We start from the raw sequence: 23383 nt of genomic DNA, 5'->3' as shown, positions 1-23383 counted from the left end.
CATTAGTATATATTTTACCTTTTCAACAGGGCATTAAAGAATCTAATCTTCCAAGTACTGTCATATCTTCCTCATCTAATTCTACTGGGATACCACTTCTAATTAATTCCGCAAAATATTCATTAGGAACCATTATTGTCAGCAAATACAAGCGACTTGAACCGGTATTTTTAATTAGATGCGTGCCCGTGGGTGGCACTAACAAACTATCTCCAGCTTTAATTTCTACAGACTTTCCGTCACAAACAGCAAGACCTTCTCCTTTGATGACAAAAAACATTTCTAAAGCCCATTGATGGCGATTGGGCGGTGTTTCGCCACCGACATCAAAAATTTCTATACAAGAAGTTAAGGAAGAGTTAGCAGTTGCCGAATCAAAGATGATTGCTAACCGATTTGTAGCATCGGGACTAATGCGATAGGTTTGGTAATCTTTAGGAGACTTGACAACAGGAATTACACAACTATTAGTGGGCATTTGATTTATTTCCTTATAAGTTGTCGATGGTTGTTAATTGTTATTTGTTAGTTGTTAGTTGTTGGTTGTTGGTTGTCAAAAATTACTCAGAACTACTAACCACTATCCACTAACCACTATCAACTATCAACTATCCACTATCTACTTCAACACTTTTAAAATCGCTTGAGAGTCAGTTACAAAGCCGAAGCATTGTTTGACGTTGTACAGCGTCGCTAACCAACAATATTCAGGAGAAGTTGTCGCAGTGCAGTCTTTGACTAACACGCAGTCATATCCTAAGAAGTTGGCATCGCATAACGTGGTCATTACACATTGGTCTGCGTTCACACCAGCAAAGAACAGTGTCGTCTTTCCCAGATTCCGCAGGATACTATCTAAAGGAGTATCCCAAAAGCCACTCATGCGGTATTTATCTACGGTAATATCTTCGGGTAGTTGTTCGAGTTCATCGACTACCGCAGCTGCCCAGCTACCTGCCATTAGTACTAATTCACCGTTGGCAGGTAGGGGATCGCCTAATCCTACACCTTCGCCCGTGGGGTTGTAAACGTGAAGCGATGCGGCGCTAATATTGAGTAAGTCGGGACGATTGCCCCAATTTACCCATATTACGGGAACTCCAGCAGCCCGAAGTTCTGGAAGTAAGTTTTTCAAAGGTTCGATGGGCTGACGCGCAGGCTTGACATCTACGCCAATATGTGATAACCAACCATCAGGGTGACAAAAGTCGTTTTGCATATCAATGACGAGGATGGCGGCTTTTGCCAAATCAAGACGCACCTCTTTAGTTTCTGTTGTTAAGATAACTCTTTGTGGGGTTACGGGAGGACGAGTGATATCTGCGATCGCATGATTCACCGTCCAAGCATTTGGTGCAACTCCCAATGTCCGAAAAGGCAAATTCATAAATTCCTTCACCCAACATCATTTTTTACTTTGTACCTTGAATTTGCCTGGAAGTGAAATTACTTAATTAAGGTTAAATATTGTGGATACAATAAGAAATGTTTTAATTCCGGTTGAAAACGGTTACGACACCGTAGATGTGCAGGTTGTAGATAATGCGATCGCTGCAATCTCTCCTGGGTGTGATGCGACGAACAGCGCAATTGATGGTAAAAATAAACTGTTACTTCCCGGTTTCGTCAACGCCCACACTCACTCTTCAGAAATGTGGCAGCGGGGAATTATGTCAGTGTTTCCCCTGGAATTATGGTTAGCGGAACTTTACGACTTTGCACCCCTGGATATTGAGAAGGTTTATCTCAGCGCGTTGGGTACAGCCGTAGAAACTTTACTTTCGGGTGGTACAACTGTAGTAGATCATCTGGTACTAATTCCGGGGAAAGAGTTAGAAACCATTGCCTCTGCGGTTCGCGCTTACAAAGAAGTGGGAATTCGTGCTTTTGTCGCACCGTTAATTCAAGATGAATCTTTGAGTGCGGGGATACCATCCGGAGAATCAGAACAAATCCATGAGCCTTATTTTCGCTCAACGCAGGCAACATTAGAAATTATTTCTGAAGCGGTAAAGCAATTTCATCGTCCAGATGAGGGTATGTATATTGCTACAGCACCAACAGGGATACAATTGTGTTCTGATGCTTTGTTTACCGGGTGTATTGAATTAAGCGAAAAATATGACCTTTGCCGTCATTCGCACTTACTCGAAACCAAAGCGCAAGAAAAACTCGCTCAAGAAAAATACGGTTGCAGTGCTGTAGAACATCTTAAACGAATTGGGTATTTAAGCGATCGCACTTCTCTAGCACATTGCGTTCACTTAACTGAAGCTGACATCACCATCCTTGCAGAAACGAAATCTACAGTCGTTCACAACCCCTTAAGCAATTTGCGTTTAGGCAGCGGCATCGCTCCCATATTAAAATATCGTCAAGCTGGGATAAACGTCACCTTTGGCTGTGATGGTGCATCCAGCAACGATTCCCAAGACTTACTCGAAGCGATCAAAATCGGTTCAATATTGCACAACGTCACCGACTCAGATTATCAACACTGGATTACACCCCGTCAAGCTGTAGAAATGGCTTCCTTAGGTGGTGCAAAAGCACTAAATATGACTTCGGAACTCGGTTCTCTCAGCGTTGGGAAAAAAGCCGATTTAGTAATGTATGACCTCACCAGTTTATCACTCTTGCCGCGTACAGATCCAATTGGTTTATTAGTATTAGGTCGTCCCACCAACGTTGTAAATAGCGTCTGGGTGAATGGCAAGCAAATCGTCGCCGATGGTAAAGTGAAAACTATCGATGTTGATAACTTGCGGCAAGAATTATTCAACCACAGTCAGTGGCAGACAACCCGCAAATCGCAAACCGTCGCGCAAATTGAAGCGCATTATCGCACGGTGATGAATTTGAGTTAGATTGTCTCACGCAAAGTCGCAAAGACGAGGCAGTGCGTTGGACGGGTTTCCCGGCTTAAAGCAACTGCCGTCGCAAAGTAAAAAAGTTCTTCTTTGCGCCTTTGCACGGCAGTCGCTACAACGGGGGGAACCCCCGCAACGCGCTGCCTTGCCTTTGCGTGAGTTATGTCCTAATAGACTATTTCCCCGACAAAACCTGACATTTCTTGACAAACCGCACCAAAAAACCGTCCATTTATTTTAAGAAAATTTACATCAACCTCCTAGACTTACCTCGACAAGTTATGTGATGATTTGAAACGTGGTTGCTAAATCATCAAAGTAAATTTGTGTTGCTGACCTCTATTAAAACCAAGCTAAAATTGACATCAGCACAAAAAATTCTGATGTCAAAACACGTTGGAATATCCCGATTTACATACAACTGGGGACTGGCAACATGGCAAGCTTTATATCGGTCAGGATATCAACCAAATCACTTGATTTTAAAGAAATTTTTTAATAATGAAGTTAAACCAGTTTTGACATGGATTAAAGAAAAAGGTATTTGTCAAAAAATCACAGAATTTGCTTTTGAGAATTTAGGGAAAGCCTTTAAAAACTTCTTTGAAAAACGTGCAGACTATCCCAAGTTTAAACGAAAAGGGAGAAATGACAGTTTTACAATTAATGCAGGCGGAAAACCAATAAATTTGGGTGGTAAACGAATAAAATTACCTACCATTGGATGGGTTTATACTTATGAATCTTTACCTCGCACAACAACCACAAAGCTCACTATATCTCAAACAGCAGGAGATTGGTACATTTCTTGTTCTTATGAAATAGCAGCCCAAATCACCAAAAAAGAATATGATTATGTCGGGGTTGATTTAGGGATAAAAACTTGAGCTACCATTACAACAGGAGTGATTTTTGTCAACCCAAAAGCTTTCCAAAAAGCGGAAAAAAGGTTAACGAGATTACAGCGTCAACTTTCGAGAAAAGTTAAAGGTAGTAATCGTTATAAAAAACAAAAATTAAGAATATCTAAGGGGCATCGACGTATTGCTAATATACGTAAAGATGCCACCCACAAAGCAACTACATTTATCTGCAAAAACCACGCAGTAATTGCTTTGGAAGATTTGAATACTTCGGGGATGTTGAAAAATCATAAGTTAGCTGGTGCTGTCAGTGATGCCAATTTTTCTGAATTTCGTAGACAGGTTGAATATAAAGTAATTAGATATGGTGGAACTGTCGTAAAAGTTGATAGATTTTATCCATCTAGTAAAACTTGTTCAAATTGTGGAGAAATTCGAGAAATTAGTCTCAGAGAGCGGGTTTATGTGTGTCAGAAATGTCAGCACACTGCCGACCGAGATTTAAATGCATCTCAAAATCTGGAAAATTATGCACGGTTGGCTAAACCGTGTCTGGACGTTAAGGGATAACCGCTCCCATGCTCCCATTGAAACGTCAAGTAATGTCTAGTTTTGTCTAGATTTTATGTAGCAGATAATTCTTAAGCTATGAATGCGAAATAAACCTATCATACTTACACCAGTAATCAACAAGCCGACTAACCCCAAACCGTTTAAGAGGGGATAAATTTTCTCTAAATGTAAAATTTCCAAGGTGTGAAGTCCGAGGAGAAACCTGCCTAATTGGTCTTGGTGCAACCATTCGTGGGCAATAGTAAAACCCATGCCGGTGAGTACGGTGAGAAATAAGGGAAGACAAAGAGCGATCGCTTGCTTGGCGATGGTATTTTCTGAAACTACGTATCATCAATAATTTCCTAAGTTAATTTCACCTGTTTTTTAAGCAGTAAATAACTCAATTTTAGAAGAAACCAAGTGTAAAAAAGGTTGCTGCACAAACTCGTTTGGTTCGTAATGAACAGAATTTACCCCGAAAAGGTGGTTTACCACTAAAGACATCAGGAAGTAAAAAAAGGGATATATTTTTGTGTATTCTTTGTGTCTTAGTAGAGACGTTCCGGACGGAACGTTTCTACAATACCTTAATTGCCTTGGGAGTATACATGGAACGCGCTATTTCCGCATTGGGTGTATTAGTTTTCATCGCCATATCCTACGCATTATCTAACAACCGTCGCGCTATACGTTGGCGAACTATCGCTTGGGGGTTGGGGTTGGAGTTTGCCTTTGCGCTGCTAATTCTGAAAACTCCCGGTGGTTTAGCTGTATTTAAATCTCTCGGCGATGTGGTAAGTAATTTTTTAGCATTCTCTGATGAAGGTGCAAAATTTGTCTTTGGAGAGAATTTTAAAGAGCATTTATTTGCCTTTCAAGTGCTACCAACAATTATCTTTTTCTCTGCCTTCATCAGTGTGTTGTACCACTACGGTATTTTGCAGTGGGTGGTGAATAAGCTGGCGTGGGTGATGATGAAGACAATGAAAACATCAGGAGCTGAATCGTTATCGACTGCTGGTAACATCTTTTTGGGACCCACTGAATCACCGTTAATCGTTAAACCCTTTGTCGCAACAATGACGCAATCAGAATTATTTGCAGTGATGACAGTTGGTTTTGCGACAGTTGCAGGTGGGGTAGTGGGTGTTTATTTATCGCTTGGTATACCAGCAGAACACTTGATTGCCGCTTTCTTTATGACAGCCCCTACTGCTTTAGTGGTAGCAAAACTGCTTTACCCAGAAACGGAAGTATCGGACACAGTGGGTAAGATAAAGATGGATGTTCAGACGAATTACGTCAATGTGATAGATGCTGCTACAACAGGGGCGCTTGACGGCGTGAAATTAGCCGTTAATGTGGGGGTGATGATTATTGCCTTTTTGGGATTGTTAGCCGCTGTGAATGCGCTGCTGGGATGGTTGGGAGCGCTTGTTAATTTACCGCAGTTGTCATTGGAATGGATATTATCTTTTATTATGGCACCTTTGGCGTGGTTGATGGGCGTGCCTTTAGCTGATTGCGGACAAGTCGGAGCGTTGTTGGGTAAAAAGACTATTTTAAATGAGTTTATTGCTTACGTGGATTTAGGGAAACTGATTAAAGATGGCAAAATTTCCCAGCGAGGAGTAATTATTGCAACTTACGCGCTGTGTAATTTTGCGAATATCGGCTCAATCGGGATTACCATCGGTGGTATTACGGGGATGGCACCGAACCGCCAGCACGATTTGGCACGTATGGGTGTAAAGTCGATGATTGGCGGATTGCTTGCAGGTTTTATCACCGCTTGTATTGCGGGGATGTTGGTATGAAGGAATTGGTAATTGGTAATTGGTAATTGGAAAAAGCTATTCCCCATTACCCATTCCCCATTCCCCATTCCCCTCATTCTTTATTGACGTAACCCACTCTCCAATTTTGTGGCTGCTTTAATTGATCTCCTTTACCTTGGATAATTAGTTGAAGAGCAACTCGCGTGTTCAAAAGTCCTTTTATCAGATAATATCCTGGTTTGGCATTTACGCCTGCGGCAAATTTTGTAGCAGCTTCATCCATAACTCCGCAGTGAACGTCAGTTTTATCTATTGTGACTGTAAAGAAAAAGTCATTACGATATCCATCCGGAATCATGAACATGCCGTAAACATTATGCGGACCAACCCAAGGTTTTACTACAATTTTCTCTGGATGAGCGTAATATTTTTCACCTTTTGACGAATAAAATCCCCATCTGCGGCAACTAGTGATTGGCGATCGCTCTGAGAGATCCGAGACGTAAGAAAAGCCTAAAATGCTTAGTAAGCTAAGTGCAAATAAGATGTAAAGCAGTTGATTTTTTCGCACTTGTTCTACCCATCCATCATTGTCTTTTTCCGGTTATAGCTTACAAAATTTTACTGCGGCTAGAGTAATTTTGCTTTTTTAAAAATCTGTCTGGGGGTTAATGCTAAACTGGGAATATCGTCTAACTATAAATTTTGACATAGAAAAGAGCGATCGCTTTGATATTATAAAATTAACAAAAAAATGTAGTGAAGTAAAATTCCCTACAAACAAGCTGCATTTTCTTTCTAGGTTTTCTGTAATTCTCAACTAATTGCATCTTTGACTTTCCGCTTTTTTAAGAAACCAGACATAAAAGGTCTTTCAAAGGCTAAGTAAAATAAATAGGCAAATATTAACGAGATTCCCACACTCAATAAGTATAATGTCACTGCAAACATTACCGGAGACATATTTAAAGTAACAAGCCAGTGATTGATTAGCGTTTCTACTGGTCCGTGAGTGAGATACAGACTGTAAGAAAATGTCGAGAGTGCGATCGCAATCGGATGCTCGAATAGTCTCATAATTAAAGGTGGTGTTTTCCGTTCAATCACAATCTTGGTGCAGTAGATTATTAGACAAGCGGCAGCTATACTCGCGAAAGTCTCGAAAATCCAAGCATCAACTCCTAGTTTTTTCCATTCAGTGATGATAGCAACGCTTGCAAAAATTGCCGCTAGCTTACCCCACGGCAAAGATTTATTGAGTTTTATTAGTTGTGGCTGTTGTGAAAATGCGATTTCTGCCGCAGCCATTCCGATAGTAAATGAACCGACAAACCAAGGACGGCTTGGGTCCATATAATTATTAAATAAATAGTGGGGTGTAAGTCCAATTAAAAAAGCGATCGCTATCACTGACAACAAACCCCAACGTCGCAACACAGGTAGAAAAACTAAAGGAAATAAAAAGTAAATCTGCCATTCTAAAGCCACACTCCATAATGGTATATTCATAATATAAACATCACTTCCTGGAAGCAAATTATGAATTATTAAAAAGTGCAAAATTACATCTAAAAATGAGAAATAAGGAGAAAACCAATCGTACTGAACTTCACGCCATTGAAAAGTTGTAAATCGCTCTAGAGTTAATATAATCAGAGCTAATACACAGCAGAAAATAATAGCTGCATAAAAAGGTGGTATAATCCTTCGCGCTCTTTTTTTAAAGTAATTAAATAAATTTCCGGGAATGTAACCGGTTTGAGAGCGAGTTACTGGCAACATTAAACAGTAGCCAGAAAGTACAATAAAAATTGCCACACTAAAAGAACCATATCTTAATAGTTTAGTTGGCAAACTTATCCACAAAGGTAAGTTTTCCCCTTGGTGCGGCAAAATATGACAAAATACCACATACAATGCTGCCAAACCACGTATTCCATCTAAGAAATGCAGACGTATTCTCTCGTCAGTTGATGTCGTAGTTAATTGTTTCATTAAATTAACACCCTGTTTTGTTTTTTTGCTAATTATGTGAAAATAAATAGTAGCTAAACCTCCTGTATTAATGTAATTAATAACTTAAATCAGTGTCAGCTTGAACTTTCCACTTCAGAAGTTGTAGCTTATTTTTAATGAGCGTGTTCGCGCTTTACCCATTTTTTTGAATTATGAATTATGAATTATGAATTATGAATTAATAATTATTTGGTCAACTTACTGCATCTTTTACTTTACGCTTCTTTAAGAAACCAGACATAAATGGTCTTTCAAAAAGTAAGTAAAACAAATAAGCAATTACTAACGACGTTGCCAGACCTAATGTGTAAGATGTAACCGCAAATAATACAGGAGATAATTGCAGACTAAAAAGAAAGTAACGTACCAACACTAATACTGGTCCATGAGTGAGATAGAGACTATAAGAAAATACTCCGAGTGCGATCGCAATCGGATGCTCAAATACACGTAAAATTGAAGGTAGCTTTTTGTCAGCGATCGCAAACTTGGTGCAGTAAATAAATAAACAAGCAGATGCCAGACCAAAAAAACTTTCACTAATCCATATATGCAATCCCAATTTTCGCCATTCAGTTAAAAAAGCTACGCCAGTAAATATAATTGTCAATACACCCCACGGGAGAGAATTTCTCATAGCAATTAATTTCGATTTTTGCGAAAGTCCAATATCTGCTGCTGCCATTCCCAAGGCAAATAAACCAAGAAACCAAGGACTAGCTGTTTCAAACAATCCATTGAAAAGATATAAGGGTGCTATTCCAATTAAAAAAGCAGCGATAACAACTGAAGTTAATCCAAAACGTCGCCATATAGGTAATAAGAATAGCGGAAATATAAAGTATAACTGCCATTCAGTAGCCACAGTCCATAATGGTGGATTAATGGACATATAGGCACCTGGAATAAGATTGTGAATTAGTAGCAGGTGATAGCCGAAATCACTCAAGGAAAAGTAAGGAGAAAATGGACCTTTACCAGCTATTTCATTCCATTGAAAACTAGTAAATTTCTCTAATATAAATATTGCTGCTGCTAGTAAGACGCAGAAAAAAAGTGTGGCATAGTATGGTGGTAAAATTCGACGCGATCGCCGCTTAATATAACCCAACAAACCTCCAGCTACATAACCGTTCTTAGAGCGAACTACTGATGCCATCAAAACGTAGCCAGAAAGTATAATAAACACTACAACACTAACGCGACCATATCTTAATGTTTTGATAAAAAGTTGTAACCAATTAGGCAATTGTTCTCCTATAGATGGTTCGATATGGACAAGTACCACATACACTGCTGCCAGTCCACGTAAGCCATCTAAATACTGAAGACGCAACCGTTTTTCCGGAGCTTTTTCTATTAATTGAATCATTAAATCAATTTCCTTATCTATATATGAGTTTTCAAGTTTAAAAACTGCAATTTTACTATGCAAAAATTATCATTTGCATAATTAAATTACGTTAAAAACTAATAAATATTCGCCTGTTTGTATATCAAATTACCAGGCTTTATTTGTACAAACTTAGGTCAACCTTAACATTGAAGATTCTGCAATTTGGGTATTACGGCTTTTAATTACTCGTGCCGGAACACCTACAGCAACTGAAAAAGGAGGAATATTTTTGGTAACAACAGAACCGGCACCAATAACACTACCTTTACCGATGGTGACTCCATCTAATACCTTCACTCCAGAACCTAACCAACAATCATCTTCAATTACAATTCCCTCGCGAGTTATACCTTGTAAGCCAATCAACTGGGTGGGATCTGAAAAAATATGATTATTAGCGAATATTCCGGTGTGTGCCGCAATTAAACAGTTTTTACCAATCTTAATATTGCCGGGACCAGCAATACAAACATAAGGACCGATGAAGGTGGATTCATCTATATATATACACGTATTTCTTAACGCATTTATGTCAACACCATAGTTAAGACCAACTTTATCTGCTAAATAAATTTTATTGTTTTTATCTCCACTCGCATCGAGATTAACACCTCGTAAAATCTGCACATTATTGCCTATTTCAATACAAGGAGTGTTGATGAATTCAACACCGTGTTGAATATAAACTGAGTTACCTATTTTGCCAAAAATATTACGATACAGCGAAGTTCGTAATTTGCTACCCACGAAATTTGTAGGTATACCTTTTAACAAGTTAGTTAAAACAGTTTCTTGGATTTTTTTCCACTTTGAGATATAGCCGTGGTTATTCATGATTTTCACCCAGATAAATAGTTGTCTTGATGTTTGCATTCTGTCCTGCGTTGTCAGATATACTTTTTAATCTGCATTCTCGGAATGTATAGTCATTAAAAAGCACAGATACAAACCAAATGGTCGATCAAACTTTCAAAAACCAAAAGGTATCTCTGAGAATTAAACGCAGGTATTATTTAATTGTTAGATAAAGCTGTCTAAGAGATGCTTTATTTGCTTACAAGCAACTTTGGTAGTTAGTATTGAATATTGATATTTCCTGGAAATTAGAGACACTGCTTTATATATTCGGAACTAATTAAGAACCGAATAAGAATCAATTTGCCTGTCAAGATAATTGCATAATTACTAATTTATACATGCAGATTTGATCGGCTGTTTGATGCGCGTTATTCAATTACAAAAGCAGCAATTTCAACTAAATTACATCTGTTTAAGTGATACCAACACAAAAGTAAAATTTTCTTACTTCATTTGGATGTAATTATTGAATTTATCTAAAAATTTCCAAGTAAATACATGCACATCTAGGGTGGAGTGTCACCAACTTCAGCCATTATGTTGAAGTTGACCATCGGAGCGAATAAGTACACACTTCCCCGACTACTATAACGGCTTTCTTGTCGCCAGTTTTTAGAGTCTGTTGTTATAAACATGATGTGCAAGAGTAATTTACATATTAGTCCAGAGCGTCTTAGTAGCGACACAACTATTTTTATCTTATAGCTAAATATGAAATCGTTTTTAAACTAACTGTAAAGACTATTGAGAGTTTATGAATTTTTTACAAAGCTATGTTTTAAAAGCCGAGTATTTTCGTAACTTTATTGTTTGATTTTTAACCGCGTGTAGAAGAAAATGAGCATTTATATCGTGTCCGGTTGATTACTTATTAAACCAGAAGAACCCCGCCCCGCCAAAGCTACGCTTCGTCTCCCCTCCCCGCTTGCGGGGAGGGGATAAAGGGGTGGGGTGCAATGACTGTGGGAATCATAACTAATTATGCGGACATGATATTATATCAACAAATAATTAAGTATAAAGTAATCGTGAAAATAGCGATCGCTTTTATTCCACAATTTGCAAAGAATTGACTACTGGCGATTCGGGTAAAAGTAAAGTAAAGTTACTACCCTTTCCTAACTCAGACTCAACTGTAATATCGCCTTTATGAAGTAGGGCTAAATTTTTTGACAAAGCAAGACCCAATCCTGTACCTTGACGTTGGCGATCGCGATCGCTACCGACTTGCTGAAATGTTTGAAAAAGCTTTTGTTGATCCTCTGGGGCAATACCAATACCAGTATCGATTACCGCAAAGTTAATAAAGCCAGACTTTTTCTCAACTTTTAGTTTCACAAAGCCGCATTCGGTAAACTTGACAGCATTTGAAAGTAAATTTAATAATATCTGCCGCAATCGGCGATCGTCAGCATTACAAATCGTAACATCTGGCGCAATTTCTAATAATAAATCTAAACCGCGAGCGATCGCTTGTTCGCGAATCACCGCAAGACAGTCTTGACAAATAGGTTCTACTGCTAAAGTGACGATATCTAATTCTTCTCGTCCTGCCTCAATTTTAGCTAAATCCAACAAGTCATTAATCAGATTTAACTGTTGATATCCGCACTTATTGATTCCCTTAACATACTGTTCTTGTTTGTCGTTCAACGGACCAAAGACTTTCTGTAAAAGTACGCTCGAAAACCCAATTATTGCAGTTAGCGGTGTTCGCAATTCATGATTCATATTAGCTAGAAATTCTGACTTTGTACGGTTGGCAGCTTCAGCAATCATTTTTGCGGCTTCTAATTCTTGAGTGCGCTCTTTTACCAATTGTTCTAGACGTTCTTCGCTTTTACGCAAAGCTTCTGTTGTTGCCAATTCAGCACTCAAACGCCGACCATAAAAAGCAGCCAGTTGTCCTAATATCAAAACAATTAAAGTAGCAATGCTAATTGCAATTATCAATACGGTATTATCTCCGGGAACATCTAACAAGGCTGAAACATTTTTCACCTTAAACTTAATGCCTGCCATTGCAATGTAGTGCATTACAGAAATCGCACTTCCCATCAGCAAAGCAGTGCAAAGCTTCCGCACTTCTGTTGATACAATCTTGTCTTTAAAGGGATGAAATGTTAGCCAGAAAGCGCTTAATGAGCCACCAATCGCTACTCCAGCACTTAGAGGAATTAACTTTAAGTCATGCACCGGCTCGGCAGAAACTTTCAGTGCGAACATTGCCGTATAGTGCATACAAATAATTGCACCTGCTACAAAAAAGCTCCCAACTAATAACGTTACGTTACCCACTTTCGGCTGACAGCTAATAATAAAAAATCCAATTGCTGAACCGACAATTGCTACTATGATTGAAATTAAGACGATAGTATAATCATATTCAACTCGTATCGGCAGCCGATATGAAAGAATGCCAATAAAGTGCATTACCCAGATAGTAATTCCTAAGGTAAGTGCGCTACCCGTCACCCACCACAGCCGACTAGATGTTTTAGCAAGGGAGATTTGTTCAGCTATATCTAAGGCAATGCATGAACCAATTATGGCAATAGCAATTGAAAGGACAATCAGGCGTATATCAAAGTTAGCTGTCAGGACTGTAGCTAAATACAACATTACATTATTAATTTGCCAAATCTGAAAAATTTGCTAATATAGATGCTATGATTGAATCTCAAATATTTTAACTTGTTCGTACTCAATGCTTTAACAGTCAACATCAAGGTAATAAAAGTTAATAACCTTATTTACCATGTTCGTTCTATTAGTTTTTTTTAATCTGAATAACGGGCATTAAGCATTCCTTATATAATTATAAAATATTTAAAATACAATTTACTCTTCCTAAAGGCTCATCTAATGATAATAAATTAGGGTAAATTTGTTTTTTTTGTATTGCCAAATCTCTGGTTATTATTACTTAAGATAAATAAAATTTAATTACATAAATCTCCCGACTTGAAATTATTGCGCGAACACTCAAATAGATGTAAGCCTAACTGCTGGGAAAGTTCTTCACACACCTTCACCCCGCGAACACTGTTACCACGCGCATCAAGACGTGGCGAAAACACTCCGATTCCCATCTGATTTGGTACTATAGCGATAATTCCACCACAAACACCACTTTTCGCAGGAATACCGATTTTATAAGCCCATTCCCCGGCAAAATTATACATCCCGCAGGTATACATGACGCTCAAAATGTCTTTTATATAACTGCTATTCACGGCACGCTCTTTTGTAACCGGATTGATACCTTTGTTCGCCAAAGTAGCTGCCATAACTGCCAAGTCCTGGCAATTTACCATCACGGCGCATTGCTGGAAGTACAAATCCAGCGATTCTTCAATGTTACGATCAATCATGCCAAAGTTTAGCATTAAGTGCGCCATTGCTCGGTTGCGATGTCCGGTGGAGCGCTCTGAGGTAAATACGGAGATGTCAACGAATACATCATGACCGATGTATCCGCGAAACATATTCAACATTCGATTGAGACGTTCGGTTGCACCATTACCCTTGATTAAACTGGTGGTGGCGATCGCTCCCGCATTTACCATTGGATTTAACGGTCGATTTGATTGCTCATCTAAAATAATTGCATTAAATGCATCTCCCGTCGGTTCCACCCCAACCCTAGTTAAAACATAATCCCGTCCATGATCCTCAAGCGCAAGTCCATATGCAAACACCTTGGAAATCGACTGGATTGTAAATAACTGTTTGTCATCACCAACTTGGTAAACCTCACCATCAACAGTTACAACGCAGATGCTAAACAACTCCGGATTCACCTTTGCCAATTCCGGTATATATTTAGCTACTGCACCATCTTGCAGTGACTTGTATTTGCAATGCAAGTCGTTGAGAACAGCTTCTAAATTTTCTTGTGCCATGACGCTTAGACTGGGGGACTGGGGACGCTTGGACTAAGGAAGAAATCCGCGTTGCCTGTGAGCGCGTTGTTTTAACCAAATCAACGAAGTTACATCACTCCAGTGCTTAATAAAAACGCGATGCGGGGGAAACTTTCCGTAGTTTTTCGCTATATCGGCAAATAAACTGAAAATTTGCCGATTAACTCTGGTTAATTTTCTCATATTTCTTCCGCCAGGGGAGTGTCAATGCTAGCAGCTACTATTGCCATAGGTGGCTTATTTGACAAATTCTCAAACATCGGTTAAGACTGTGTGGTTCGGGGTTTGTATAGAATCAAACTATTTGAAAAAGATAATTAATCTCAAGTTTTGCAGATACTTTTGAGATGAAAAGCAATCAATTGATTAATCTAATAAAATATCAGTATTTATATTTAAATTTATCAACTTAATCCTATTGTTTTTTAAGTTATTTTGTGCATTTGACTTTTGTTTTCGATTTTACGCATACAGCAATTAACTTGATGCACGGTTGAAGACACTATCCAAACCAATTTATCCACTAAATATTGTTAAGTTTCCCTAAGAAAAATTTTAATTTTCCAGACAACTCTTAAACAGCCAAAATCCGCTTTTGGGAAAGGTTTTGTGCTGAAAATTTAAATTTAAATTTGATAAATTTACCAAGAGTTACAATACAACCCCGATCCCCTAGGCAAAAGGTTCATGTTAATCTGTTGCAGTTATAAAGAAAAAGTGAAAGCGGAATGAGTTTAAATTTTTGGGGCATTTTACATGATTGTGGTGCAAAATCTCACGAAAGATAAAACTTCAGTTCTTCACACGCTTTAAAAACGGACGCATGAATCAAAGACATTTGTGGACTATTGTCACCCTGTTTATGACTGTTTTGGGAATGCCCTCAATCGGTCGCGCTCAAACAGACAAGGAAACGGATACCGCTTCCGAAAAAACACCTTCAGCCGATATCGTCAAGGTGGGAGAGTATCAATCCTCAGCAGGGAACCTTACCTCGGATGCCGTAATTACGGAAATTCATCCTCACAATATTGGAGGTCGTCAAGCTGCAACGCTATTTATTCGCAAAATTCCTGTTCTCACCTTTGTGAGTTCTACACCAGTGAAGAGCGAAGAAACGAAAGTAGATACCAAAGTTGGTGTAACTGGTGGTGATACTCAAAGTACACAGTCAAACAATGCTGTTGCTGACACTTCTGTAAAAGTAGCGAGTGTTGGAACTACAACTTTTGTCAATAACCAAACAAACATTGGCGATGATGACCCGGTTAAAAGAGCTGGTGTAGTAGCAGCGAAGATAAACCAGTTAAGCCGGGAAAATGTAGATGCCAGTCAAATAATCGTCAGTTGGAAAGCTCTTAGCGCGACAACAAATCAAGCACAAAATAAAAGTGTCTCTGCTGACCAAACATCGAGCGATCGCTATATCATCAAAGTCAATAACGAAGAATTGGTCGAAATCAACGATCAAACGCGATCGCCAGACACAACCAATAATCTGGCAGAAGACGCATTGCAAGCCACCAATCGCTTGCGGAGATTACTAGGCAATGCATCTCCCCTAAACCAGATTCTTAACTTACCAGCGCGATCGCCACTATCAATACCAAAATTGCCATCAGAGATTAATGTCGGACCTGTGAAAGTCTCCCTCCGGGGAGTAGCTTCTTATTATGGCTATGATGGTTCTGGCAGTCGCACCGCCAGCGGTCAGAGATTTAATCCAGAAAAACTAACCGCTGCCCATCGCCATTTACCCTTTGGTACGCGAGTCCGCGTTACCAACACCCGCAACGGTCGTTCTGTAGTAGTGCGAATTAACGATCGCGGTCCATTCATTCGCGGTCGAGTAATTGACCTTTCTGTTGCCGCTGCCCGAATTTTAGGAATGATGGGCAGTGGTGTAGCACCAGTGCGGATTGAAGTCTTAGGAAGGTAGGGAGGCAGGGGGCAGGGGGCAGGGGGCAGGGGGAGTTTGTCTCCTCGTCTTCCTTGTCTTCCTTGTCCCCCCTCCCCCATTCCCCATTCCCCACTCCCCATTTCCCCTAGTTCACTCGTTTTTCCCCGAATTCAGATATAAACTAACGGGGGAGAGGCTCAAGAAGAACTAGGGGTATTTTGTGCGCCTGCTGACAACAGTTGCAGCTTTACGCTGTTATTTAGCTAAACGTCGTTCGGAAAATCAGCTTTGCCAGTCGGAGGAACTGCTATCAAATGAGGCAACCAGCTGGTATCAGACACCAGTTGGTCTGGTTCCGACGATGGGAGCTTTGCATCAAGGTCATTTAAGCTTGATAGAACGGGCACGGCGAGAAAACGCCACGGTAATCGTCAGTATATTCGTCAATCCCCTGCAATTTGGTCCCAATGAGGATTTTCAACGCTATCCTCGAACTTTAGAGGCAGATGGACAATTTTGTGAACAAGCTGGTGTGGATGCGATTTTTGCGCCTTCTCCGGAAGAATTAGGAGTTCCGCAGAAGAGTATACAAGATTCAATTGTTACACAAGTTATCCCTCCATCTGCTATGATATCACGCTTGTGTGGTCGTTCTCGGCTAGGTCACTTTCAGGGTGTGGCTACGATTGTTACCAAGCTTTTTAACTTGGTACAGCCCGATCGAGCCTATTTCGGTCAAAAGGATGGTCAGCAACTGGCAATTATTAGAAAGCTAGTGGCTGATTTGAATTTGCCGACAGAAATTGTTGCTTGTCCTACGGTGCGCGAAGCATCGGGTCTTGCCTTGAGTTCCCGCAATCAATATTTGACTGCAACGCAAAAGCAGCAGGCAGCGGCATTATATCGCGGCTTGCGGCAAGCTGAAGCAGCATTTAAAGCGGGCGTTCGTAACACCAGCACTCTTATAGCAGCGGTGGAGCAAGAACTAGCAATGGTCACTACTGTTTTAGTCGAATATATTGAATTGGTTGAACCGACTACGTTGATGTCTTTAGAGGAAGTTAAGGAGGAAGGAATGCTTGCGATCGCAGCTCGTCTTGGTTCTACACGTTTGATTGATAATACCATCCTGCGCGATCGCTCTCCCGTCATCGCCATTGATGGACCGGCTGGTGCTGGTAAATCAACGGTGGCTCGTCAAGTGGCAGCGAACTTGGGTCTAGTATATTTAGATACTGGCGCAATGTATCGAGCTTTCACCTGGCTAGTGTTGCAAGAAGAAATTGCTTTGGATGATGAGTGTGCGATCGCTGAATTAGCTAACCTGTGTGTCATTGAACTGACTCCGGGCGAAAATTTACAATCTCCTGTACGAGTCTGGATTAATCATACTGATGTTACTCAGGTAATTCGCACGCCAGGAGTAACATCAAAAGTATCCGCCATAGCCGCACAAAGCGCTGTACGTGAAGCATTAGTTAAACAACAGCAAAACTGGGGTAAAAAAGGTGGTTTAGTTGCTGAAGGACGGGATATCGGTACTCACGTTTTTCCCGATGCTGAAGTCAAAATCTTTTTAACCGCTTCGGTTAGCGAACGCGCACGGCGTCGTCAGCAAGACTTTAAAAAACAAGGTCAACCCGAAGTCAGTTTAGAGCAGCTGGAAAAAGACATCGCCGAACGCGACTGGAAAGATAGCACCCGCAAAGTTTCCCCCTTGCAGAAAGCAGCCGATGCAATTGAAATACAAACCGATGGTCTTTCAATTTCAGAAGTCACGGCAAAAATTATTGACTTCTACCAGCAAAGGTTATCTCAATTGTAATTAACACAAATTGCTGCGCTAGTCAACTTAAGCCGGGACATGTCCTAAAAAATTCACTCAGGCTCTTTGTCTCGCCTTAAGTTATTAGTTAAATATAATGGTGAGCATCTACTCACCATTATTAAAATTAGAAAAAAACAGTATTAAATAATCCCATTACCGCTTTCATAAAAATAATTGTATCTAGTAGAGACGTTCCACCGGAACGTCTCTATCTACAATGTGTGTGATTTGCAGGACATCATATAAAACAATAAATTATTTATCCAATCTTGTCTATTGATTGTGACTGGTTTGATTAACAATAAATACTAATTTTATATTAAAATTAATTGATGAGAAAATATATCTATCGAGACATAATCGGCATAATCTCTTACTTATTGTGTATTCATTTAGATAGATTTGACCTCAATTGTGACAAAACTACTTTGTCTGAATCCTGCCTTTGGTAGTAAAATAACAATGTAAAGTTTTATTTTACAGTGTTCAGCATCTTCAATTGCTCAACACAAAACCTGTAATTTCCAAAGCTATAGCATTAGCTTTAAACTGGAAAACGGTAAAGAGAGGATTTCACACTCATGGCATTTACACAAGACCCCTTACCCTTCGACTTTAACGCTTTAGAGCCGTATGGCATGAAAGCTGAGACTTTCGAGTATCACTACGGCAAGCATCATAAAGCTTATGTAGATAACCTTAACAAGCTCACCGAAGGTAAAGACCTCGCTGATAAACCTCTAGAAGAGGTGATCAAAATTTCTTTTAAAGACCCCTCTTTAACAGGAGTTTTCAACAACGCAGCTCAAGTTTGGAATCATACTTTCTTTTGGAATTCTTTGAAGCCAGCAGGCGGCGGTACACCAAGCGGTGATTTAGCTGCTAAAATTGACAAAGATTTTGGTAGCTTTGATAAATTCAAAGAAGAGTTTTCTAACGCGGCTACAACGCAGTTTGGCAGCGGATGGGCTTGGTTGATTGATGATAATGGTACGCTGAAGGTGACGAAAACACCGAATGCAGAGAACCCTCTAGCTCATGGTCAGAAAGCACTCCTAACTCTAGACGTTTGGGAACATGCTTACTACATTGACTTCCGCAATGCTCGTCCTGCCTTTATCAAGAACTTCTTAGATCAGTTGGTAAACTGGGATTTTGTTGCACAAAATTTAGCCAAAGCCTAATTATCAGCTTTTTTTGTCGGCACTGTAACGCGGAAATCATTACTTAATTTATCTAGTTTACAAACAGTCACGATTTTGTTTCGTGGCTGTTTTTACTGCTAAGAACCCCGACTTCTTTAATAAGTCGGGTATCTTGTTTTTCACGAATTATAAACGGATTGCTACATAACTTGTATCTTAAAAGGTAGTGCAATAAAAATCAAAATTTATGAATAGCAAAGAACTAGCGGAATACATCGAAGCCACGAATAGCATCACTAAACCTTGGCTGTTGGTGCAACTGCGACTGAAAAAACTCCAAGAACGTCAAGCGACGCTTTCAGAAAATGAATACGCCGGTGAATTAGCAGACATACACGAAGATTTGATGAATTTAGGGGAATGGTGGCGCGGTATTGAAAATGAGGTATTTTGATTAGTTAGGAGTTGTAGAGACGTTCCGCTGGAACGTCTCTACGAAAGGCGCGGAGTCAATAAGTAAGTGGGCGAAATTCAAGCGTTTTGATGACATATAAAGAGGAGGTAAACCTGTGATTCCTCAGGTTAGCCAAAGTCCAAATACTTAAATTTTATCTTGTAGATAATTCAGAATCCCTTGCTCATTCCATATTTGAGCTTCGATAAATATATCGTATTTTCTCGTTTTTTCAAGCTTCCATTCTTCCACAGGAATTCCAGATTTTTTGATAATCTGAACAATTTCATCTAACCGAAATACTTGACCATGATAGTCAGGCTGATAGAAAGGTTCTTGTTTTTTATCTTTGAGCCAATAACTTATCATGCTGTCTGGATAAGTAAAGCTAATTTCTTTTAAGTTAAATTCAGATACAGAAATCTGTATTTTCTTACTCTGACCGTTGTATCCTTCTTCTATCCAAGTTGAATTTTCAATCACCATGTAGAAGGGAAAGGAAGTTTTTGGCTCTCCACCCTTATTGATGAATTCTTCTTTTAGCCATTTTTCGGTTGCAATTCTTGCTTCCAGATATTTTTTCGGCTGTTTAAATCTGCGATATACACTTCCTTCCTTGGCTTGCAACTGTGTCGCTATTGTCAGAGCTTCTTCTATGTTCAAAACTGATAAACTTCTAAATGGAGGCTCTTCTTTATGATAATAGTGGGTTAGCATCATAGCGGCAAATCGGCAAACTATATAGCTTGTAACTATCTCCCACTAATTATACTTTCCCTTAAAAGAACTGCAATTAAGATTATATTACCCTCTTACATAGCATCAAGACAGTCAGGGAACCAAATCGCTACCTAGACATAAGCAGTAATTATCAATTTTAGTTGTTTATTTAAAGCTGTCTTGAGTAAAATGTATCGCTTGCTCTCATTCACAGCTATGCGTTGGGGAGAGAAGCGATCGCCCCTTACCCACATCCTTTCAACTACGCTGCCACCAATAATCAAGGGTTGTTTCCCTCTAGACCATCTCGAAGTACAAGCCCAGTCCTTAAAACGCAACAAAAGCAGCAATCTCCTGCCAGCGAGTAGCCAAATCCTCCGCAGTAGAACTTTCAACAGCGGCAAGGTTTAATGGATAGTCCACGTTGTCTCGCTCGATCCAGCGCGCGGCTGTGAATTGACCATTGCTTGCCCTTAATATAAATCCAGACTCTCGGCATTCACCAGAAGCGAGATATAAAACTCCTGGAGCTACTTGCTCTGGTCGTAAATCTTCTGGTTCATCCTGGACATTCCACATCCGCGTTTTGGCAACTGGCGAAATCGCATTCACCAAAATGCCATGCTCTTTGCCTTCAACTGCCAGCACGTTCATCAGACCAATCTGTGCCATTTTTCCCATAGCGTAAGGGGCAAGACCGCCCAGAGCATATTGCTGATAAATCGCTCTATCCGAAGTTGTCAACACAATCCGTCCATAGTGTTGTTGCTTCATCCTTGTCAAGGCAGCTTGAGACAACCACGTTGGTGCTTCTATGTTGATGTTGATGGCGCGTTCTAGAAAATCAGGTGTCAGGTCTTGTACAGTCTGATAAGCAACCCATCCAGCATTGTGGATTAAGATGTCGAGGCGATCGAACTTTTCTAGTGTCATTTCTACCAGGCTGCGGCAGTTGTCTCGACTATCCAGGAGTACATTGCTGGCGATCGCAACTCCACCAGCTTCGCAAATTTTATTGGCGACATCAGCCGCCACATTGGGATCGAAACCAGTCCCCTCTTTGTTAACGCCTGCATCGTGGATTACAACTCGCGCCCCTCTTTCTGCCAACAAACGAGCATAGGCTGCTCCTAAACCGCGTCCACTGCCTGTAATAATGGCTACTTGATCGTCAAGTCGAATCATTTGCCTCTCTCCTGACTGAAATCCTGAACTTGAGTGGGCGCAAGCACGATCTCATGACTCGCTCAAAGTTGGCACAAGCGCGATCGCCTCTGCGTGGCTATCTGTATAGTCTGTACTAACAGTTACTTGCTGCCAACCATCTAAACTCGTTTTGACCGATTCCAGTTTGTCCTGAATCAGGCTCATGGCATCCGTGCCTAATGCCAGTCGCATCGGTGGATTGGGGCTTTCTACAGCTTGAATGATGGCTTGCGCCGCTTTCGCTGGATTGCCAGGTTGCTTACCATCCATTTCTTTGAACCACTGCAATGAAGCACCGCTCACAGGGTCATAGGCATCAATGGGTTGTTCGGCGCCTGCCAGAGATCGCCCGTTAAAGTTTGTCCGAAATGCTCCAGGTTCAATTAAAGTGACTTTAATTCCAAAGGATTCGACTTCTTTAGCCAGGGCTTCAGATATACCTTCAAGGGCAAATTTAGTGGCACAGTAGATGCTACTTCCGCCAAACCCTACAAATCCTGCTGTGGATGACATATTCACAATGTGACCGCTGCCTTGCTGCCGCATCACAGGCAAGACAGTTCGCATCAGACGGAGTGCCCCAAAGAAGTTGGTTTCAAACTGTTGGCGAATATCAGCATCACTGACTTCTTCGAGTGCGCCAATCAGTCCATAGCCAGCATTGTTGACGAGCACATCAATTCGAGCAAATGTTTTGATTGCTGCATCAACCGCTGCTTGTATGTCTTGGGATAATGTTACATCCAGACGTACAGCCTTTGCAGTCAAAGGATAGTGCTCAATCAAAGCGCGAAGTTGCTCTGGTTCGCGAGCAGTAGCAAGCACTTCGTCGCCCTTCTTCAACACAGCTTCTGCCAGGGCACGTCCGAACCCTGTTGAACATCCGGTAATCAACCAAACTTTAGGAGCGACACGATTTTTGTCTGAGTTCATTTGTTTTCTCCAATACAAAAGCGATGAGATGCGCCTCATATTTCTTACGATAGGAGACAGCTATGCGACTGTCCAATATATATTTGACTAAGATTAATAGGTTAAACATATAAGTACGATGGAATTACGGCATCTGCACTACTTCATCGCGGTGGCTGAGGAACTACACTTTAGTCGAGCCGCACAGCGGTTGCACATTTCCCAGCCCCCACTTAGCCAGCAGATTCGTAGTTTGGAAGATGAACTAGGAGTCAAGCTGTTTGAACGAACGAAGCGGCAAGTGCAGCTTACTGAAGCAGGCAAAGTGTTTTTAGAGCGCTCCATAGGAGTGTTAGCGCAACTCGAACAGGCGATCGAAGTGACCCAACGAATCGGGCGGGGTGAGGTTGGACGGTTGGCGATCGGCTTTGTTGACTCTGCAATGTATACGTTACTACCAGAGATTTTAAGGGTCTTTCGAGCACAGTTTCCGGCTGTAGAACTGCGATTGCATGAACTGACGACTGCTCAACAGATTCAAGCCCTGCATCACAAACAGGTTGATATCGGCATTGTTCGTTCTGCCATCAGCGAACCAGGTTTGAGTGTGGAGTGCTTTTTGCCAGAATCATTGGTCTTGGCGTTGCCAGAAACCCATCCGTTGTCTGCCCAGACTCAATTGTCTCTCTCCACATTGGCTTCGGAATCATTTATCCTATTTCCTGCCAAACTGGGACCCCTCTTTTACGAGCAGATTATGAACATGTGTCAACAAGCTGGATTTCGTCCGAAAGTTGCTCAGGAGGCAGTTCAGATGCAAACGATCGTCGGCTTGGTTGCAGCAGGACTGGGCATTGCAATCGTTCCCGCCTCCTTGCAAAATTTCCACAGAAGCGGAGTCATTTACAGACCCTTACAAGAGCAGACACCTAAGACCGGACTTTATCTTGCTTGGC

At 40.6% G+C, this 23383-nt stretch carries 21 protein-coding genes and 1 pseudogene; 9 read left to right on the top strand and 13 right to left on the bottom strand.

The annotated features are described in order from the left end of the window. Nucleotides 1–22 precede the first annotated feature (22 nt). Together PI95_RS11065 and PI95_RS11060 are read right to left on the bottom strand one after the other, a co-directional pair. On the bottom strand, nucleotides 23–478 hold the full coding sequence (locus PI95_RS11065) for a cupin domain-containing protein (RefSeq protein WP_039737451.1): 456 nt from the start codon (nucleotides 476–478) through the stop codon (nucleotides 23–25). Between the two features lie 141 nt (nucleotides 479–619). After that, entirely contained in the window at nucleotides 620–1387 is a 768-nt protein-coding gene (locus PI95_RS11060; RefSeq protein WP_039737450.1) for a cysteine hydrolase family protein, read from the bottom strand. 79 nt (nucleotides 1388–1466) lie between these two features. Between PI95_RS11060 and PI95_RS11055 the strand changes: the two genes are divergently transcribed. From PI95_RS11055 to PI95_RS35860, 3 genes are all read left to right on the top strand, one after another. Next, nucleotides 1467–2867, top strand: coding sequence for an amidohydrolase family protein (locus PI95_RS11055; RefSeq protein WP_039737449.1), 1401 nt, complete (start codon nucleotides 1467–1469; stop codon nucleotides 2865–2867). A gap of 329 nt (nucleotides 2868–3196) precedes the next feature. Further along, nucleotides 3197–3757 carry an RNA-guided endonuclease InsQ/TnpB family protein gene (locus PI95_RS35865; protein WP_336507200.1) on the top strand — a complete coding sequence of 187 codons (561 nt, stop codon included), beginning with the start codon at nucleotides 3197–3199 and terminating at the stop codon, nucleotides 3755–3757. 6 nt (nucleotides 3758–3763) lie between these two features. Further along, nucleotides 3764–4303, top strand: coding sequence for an RNA-guided endonuclease InsQ/TnpB family protein (locus tag PI95_RS35860; protein ID WP_336507201.1), 540 nt, complete (start codon nucleotides 3764–3766; stop codon nucleotides 4301–4303). A 36-nt stretch (nucleotides 4304–4339) separates the two neighbouring features. Here the strand turns inward: PI95_RS35860 and PI95_RS11045 are convergent. Beyond that, nucleotides 4340–4640, bottom strand: a pseudogene (locus tag PI95_RS11045) (peptidase). Nucleotides 4641–4896: 256 nt separating this feature from the next. On the opposite strand from PI95_RS11045, the gene PI95_RS11040 reads away from it, so the two are divergent. Beyond that, nucleotides 4897–6105 (top strand): NupC/NupG family nucleoside CNT transporter, encoded by a 1209-nt coding sequence (locus PI95_RS11040; RefSeq protein ID WP_039737448.1) that lies wholly within the window; start codon nucleotides 4897–4899, stop codon nucleotides 6103–6105. Nucleotides 6106–6178: 73 nt separating this feature from the next. Here PI95_RS11040 and PI95_RS11035 read toward each other — a convergent pair whose 3' ends face one another. The 7 genes from PI95_RS11035 to PI95_RS11005 form a co-directional block, all read right to left on the bottom strand. Further along, nucleotides 6179–6637 carry a hypothetical protein gene (locus PI95_RS11035; RefSeq protein ID WP_039737447.1) on the bottom strand — a complete coding sequence of 153 codons (459 nt, stop codon included), beginning with the start codon at nucleotides 6635–6637 and terminating at the stop codon, nucleotides 6179–6181. A 245-nt stretch (nucleotides 6638–6882) separates the two neighbouring features. After that, nucleotides 6883–8061, bottom strand: a complete 1179-nt coding sequence (locus PI95_RS11030; protein ID WP_039737446.1) for an acyltransferase family protein — start codon at nucleotides 8059–8061, stop codon at nucleotides 6883–6885. A gap of 214 nt (nucleotides 8062–8275) precedes the next feature. Then, the gene (locus PI95_RS11025) at nucleotides 8276–9454 is read right to left on the bottom strand and encodes an acyltransferase family protein (RefSeq protein WP_039738235.1); all 1179 of its coding nucleotides are present in this window, start codon (nucleotides 9452–9454) and stop codon (nucleotides 8276–8278) included. Nucleotides 9455–9607: 153 nt separating this feature from the next. Beyond that, on the bottom strand, nucleotides 9608–10312 hold the full coding sequence (locus PI95_RS11020) for an acyltransferase (protein WP_039738232.1): 705 nt from the start codon (nucleotides 10310–10312) through the stop codon (nucleotides 9608–9610). 1071 nt (nucleotides 10313–11383) lie between these two features. Beyond that, nucleotides 11384–12958 carry an MHYT domain-containing protein gene (locus PI95_RS11015; protein WP_052324636.1) on the bottom strand — a complete coding sequence of 525 codons (1575 nt, stop codon included), beginning with the start codon at nucleotides 12956–12958 and terminating at the stop codon, nucleotides 11384–11386. Nucleotides 12959–13278: 320 nt separating this feature from the next. Next, nucleotides 13279–14241: a glutaminase A gene (gene glsA, locus PI95_RS11010; RefSeq protein ID WP_039737445.1), complete on the bottom strand. Its 963-nt coding sequence runs from the start codon at nucleotides 14239–14241 to the stop codon at nucleotides 13279–13281. A gap of 33 nt (nucleotides 14242–14274) precedes the next feature. Then, the gene (locus tag PI95_RS11005) at nucleotides 14275–14445 is read right to left on the bottom strand and encodes a hypothetical protein (RefSeq protein WP_163518797.1); all 171 of its coding nucleotides are present in this window, start codon (nucleotides 14443–14445) and stop codon (nucleotides 14275–14277) included. A gap of 640 nt (nucleotides 14446–15085) precedes the next feature. Between PI95_RS11005 and PI95_RS11000 the strand changes: the two genes are divergently transcribed. From PI95_RS11000 to PI95_RS10985, 4 genes are all read left to right on the top strand, one after another. After that, nucleotides 15086–16201 (top strand): septal ring lytic transglycosylase RlpA family protein, encoded by a 1116-nt coding sequence (locus PI95_RS11000; protein ID WP_039737444.1) that lies wholly within the window; start codon nucleotides 15086–15088, stop codon nucleotides 16199–16201. 181 nt (nucleotides 16202–16382) lie between these two features. Beyond that, nucleotides 16383–17987, top strand: a complete 1605-nt coding sequence (locus PI95_RS10995; protein WP_039737443.1) for a bifunctional pantoate--beta-alanine ligase/(d)CMP kinase — start codon at nucleotides 16383–16385, stop codon at nucleotides 17985–17987. A 584-nt stretch (nucleotides 17988–18571) separates the two neighbouring features. Further along, nucleotides 18572–19174 (top strand): superoxide dismutase [Fe], encoded by a 603-nt coding sequence (gene sodB / locus PI95_RS10990; RefSeq protein ID WP_039737442.1) that lies wholly within the window; start codon nucleotides 18572–18574, stop codon nucleotides 19172–19174. Between the two features lie 208 nt (nucleotides 19175–19382). Next, nucleotides 19383–19589, top strand: coding sequence for a hypothetical protein (locus PI95_RS10985; protein WP_039737441.1), 207 nt, complete (start codon nucleotides 19383–19385; stop codon nucleotides 19587–19589). A gap of 147 nt (nucleotides 19590–19736) precedes the next feature. Here the strand turns inward: PI95_RS10985 and PI95_RS10980 are convergent, their stop codons facing one another. The 3 genes from PI95_RS10980 to PI95_RS10970 all read right to left on the bottom strand — a co-directional run bounded on the left by PI95_RS10980 (nucleotide 19737) and on the right by PI95_RS10970 (nucleotide 22448). Then, the gene (locus PI95_RS10980) at nucleotides 19737–20309 is read right to left on the bottom strand and encodes a hypothetical protein (protein WP_039737440.1); all 573 of its coding nucleotides are present in this window, start codon (nucleotides 20307–20309) and stop codon (nucleotides 19737–19739) included. A gap of 327 nt (nucleotides 20310–20636) precedes the next feature. Then, nucleotides 20637–21494: an SDR family NAD(P)-dependent oxidoreductase gene (locus PI95_RS10975; RefSeq protein WP_039737439.1), complete on the bottom strand. Its 858-nt coding sequence runs from the start codon at nucleotides 21492–21494 to the stop codon at nucleotides 20637–20639. Nucleotides 21495–21545: 51 nt separating this feature from the next. Next, entirely contained in the window at nucleotides 21546–22448 is a 903-nt protein-coding gene (locus tag PI95_RS10970; RefSeq protein WP_039737437.1) for an oxidoreductase, read from the bottom strand. 118 nt (nucleotides 22449–22566) lie between these two features. Here PI95_RS10970 and PI95_RS10965 point away from each other — a divergent pair. Next, nucleotides 22567–23383, top strand: an 817-nt coding sequence (locus tag PI95_RS10965) for a LysR substrate-binding domain-containing protein (RefSeq protein ID WP_163518796.1), incomplete at its 3' end; no start/stop codon positions are given.

The sequence above is a fragment of the Hassallia byssoidea VB512170 genome (assembly GCF_000817785.2).
GTDB classification, from domain to species: Bacteria; Cyanobacteriota; Cyanobacteriia; order Cyanobacteriales; family Nostocaceae; genus Hassallia; species Hassallia carrinoi.
Note: the sequence above shows the minus strand (reverse complement) of the source record. Positions and strands in the feature narration are given on the sequence as shown.

Bases quoted from the DNA above. Each gene is read 5' to 3' on its own strand.
- PI95_RS11065 (WP_039737451.1), bottom strand. From the start codon at position 478: ATGCCCACTAATAGTTGTGTAATTCCTGTTGTCAAGTCTCCTAAAGAT.
- PI95_RS11060 (WP_039737450.1), bottom strand. From the start codon at position 1,387: ATGAATTTGCCTTTTCGGACATTGGGAGTTGCACCAAATGCTTGGACG.
- PI95_RS11040 (WP_039737448.1), top strand. From the start codon at position 4,897: ATGGAACGCGCTATTTCCGCATTGGGTGTATTAGTTTTCATCGCCATA.
- PI95_RS11030 (WP_039737446.1), bottom strand. From the start codon at position 8,061: ATGAAACAATTAACTACGACATCAACTGACGAGAGAATACGTCTGCAT.
- PI95_RS11025 (WP_039738235.1), bottom strand. From the start codon at position 9,454: ATGATTCAATTAATAGAAAAAGCTCCGGAAAAACGGTTGCGTCTTCAG.
- PI95_RS11020 (WP_039738232.1), bottom strand. From the start codon at position 10,312: ATGAATAACCACGGCTATATCTCAAAGTGGAAAAAAATCCAAGAAACT.
- PI95_RS11015 (WP_052324636.1), bottom strand. From the start codon at position 12,958: ATGTTGTATTTAGCTACAGTCCTGACAGCTAACTTTGATATACGCCTG.
- glsA (WP_039737445.1), bottom strand. From the start codon at position 14,241: ATGGCACAAGAAAATTTAGAAGCTGTTCTCAACGACTTGCATTGCAAA.
- PI95_RS11005 (WP_163518797.1), bottom strand. From the start codon at position 14,445: ATGAGAAAATTAACCAGAGTTAATCGGCAAATTTTCAGTTTATTTGCC.
- PI95_RS11000 (WP_039737444.1), top strand. From the start codon at position 15,086: ATGAATCAAAGACATTTGTGGACTATTGTCACCCTGTTTATGACTGTT.
- sodB (WP_039737442.1), top strand. From the start codon at position 18,572: ATGGCATTTACACAAGACCCCTTACCCTTCGACTTTAACGCTTTAGAG.
- PI95_RS10985 (WP_039737441.1), top strand. From the start codon at position 19,383: ATGAATAGCAAAGAACTAGCGGAATACATCGAAGCCACGAATAGCATC.
- PI95_RS10980 (WP_039737440.1), bottom strand. From the start codon at position 20,309: ATGATGCTAACCCACTATTATCATAAAGAAGAGCCTCCATTTAGAAGT.
- PI95_RS10975 (WP_039737439.1), bottom strand. From the start codon at position 21,494: ATGATTCGACTTGACGATCAAGTAGCCATTATTACAGGCAGTGGACGC.
- PI95_RS10970 (WP_039737437.1), bottom strand. From the start codon at position 22,448: ATGAACTCAGACAAAAATCGTGTCGCTCCTAAAGTTTGGTTGATTACC.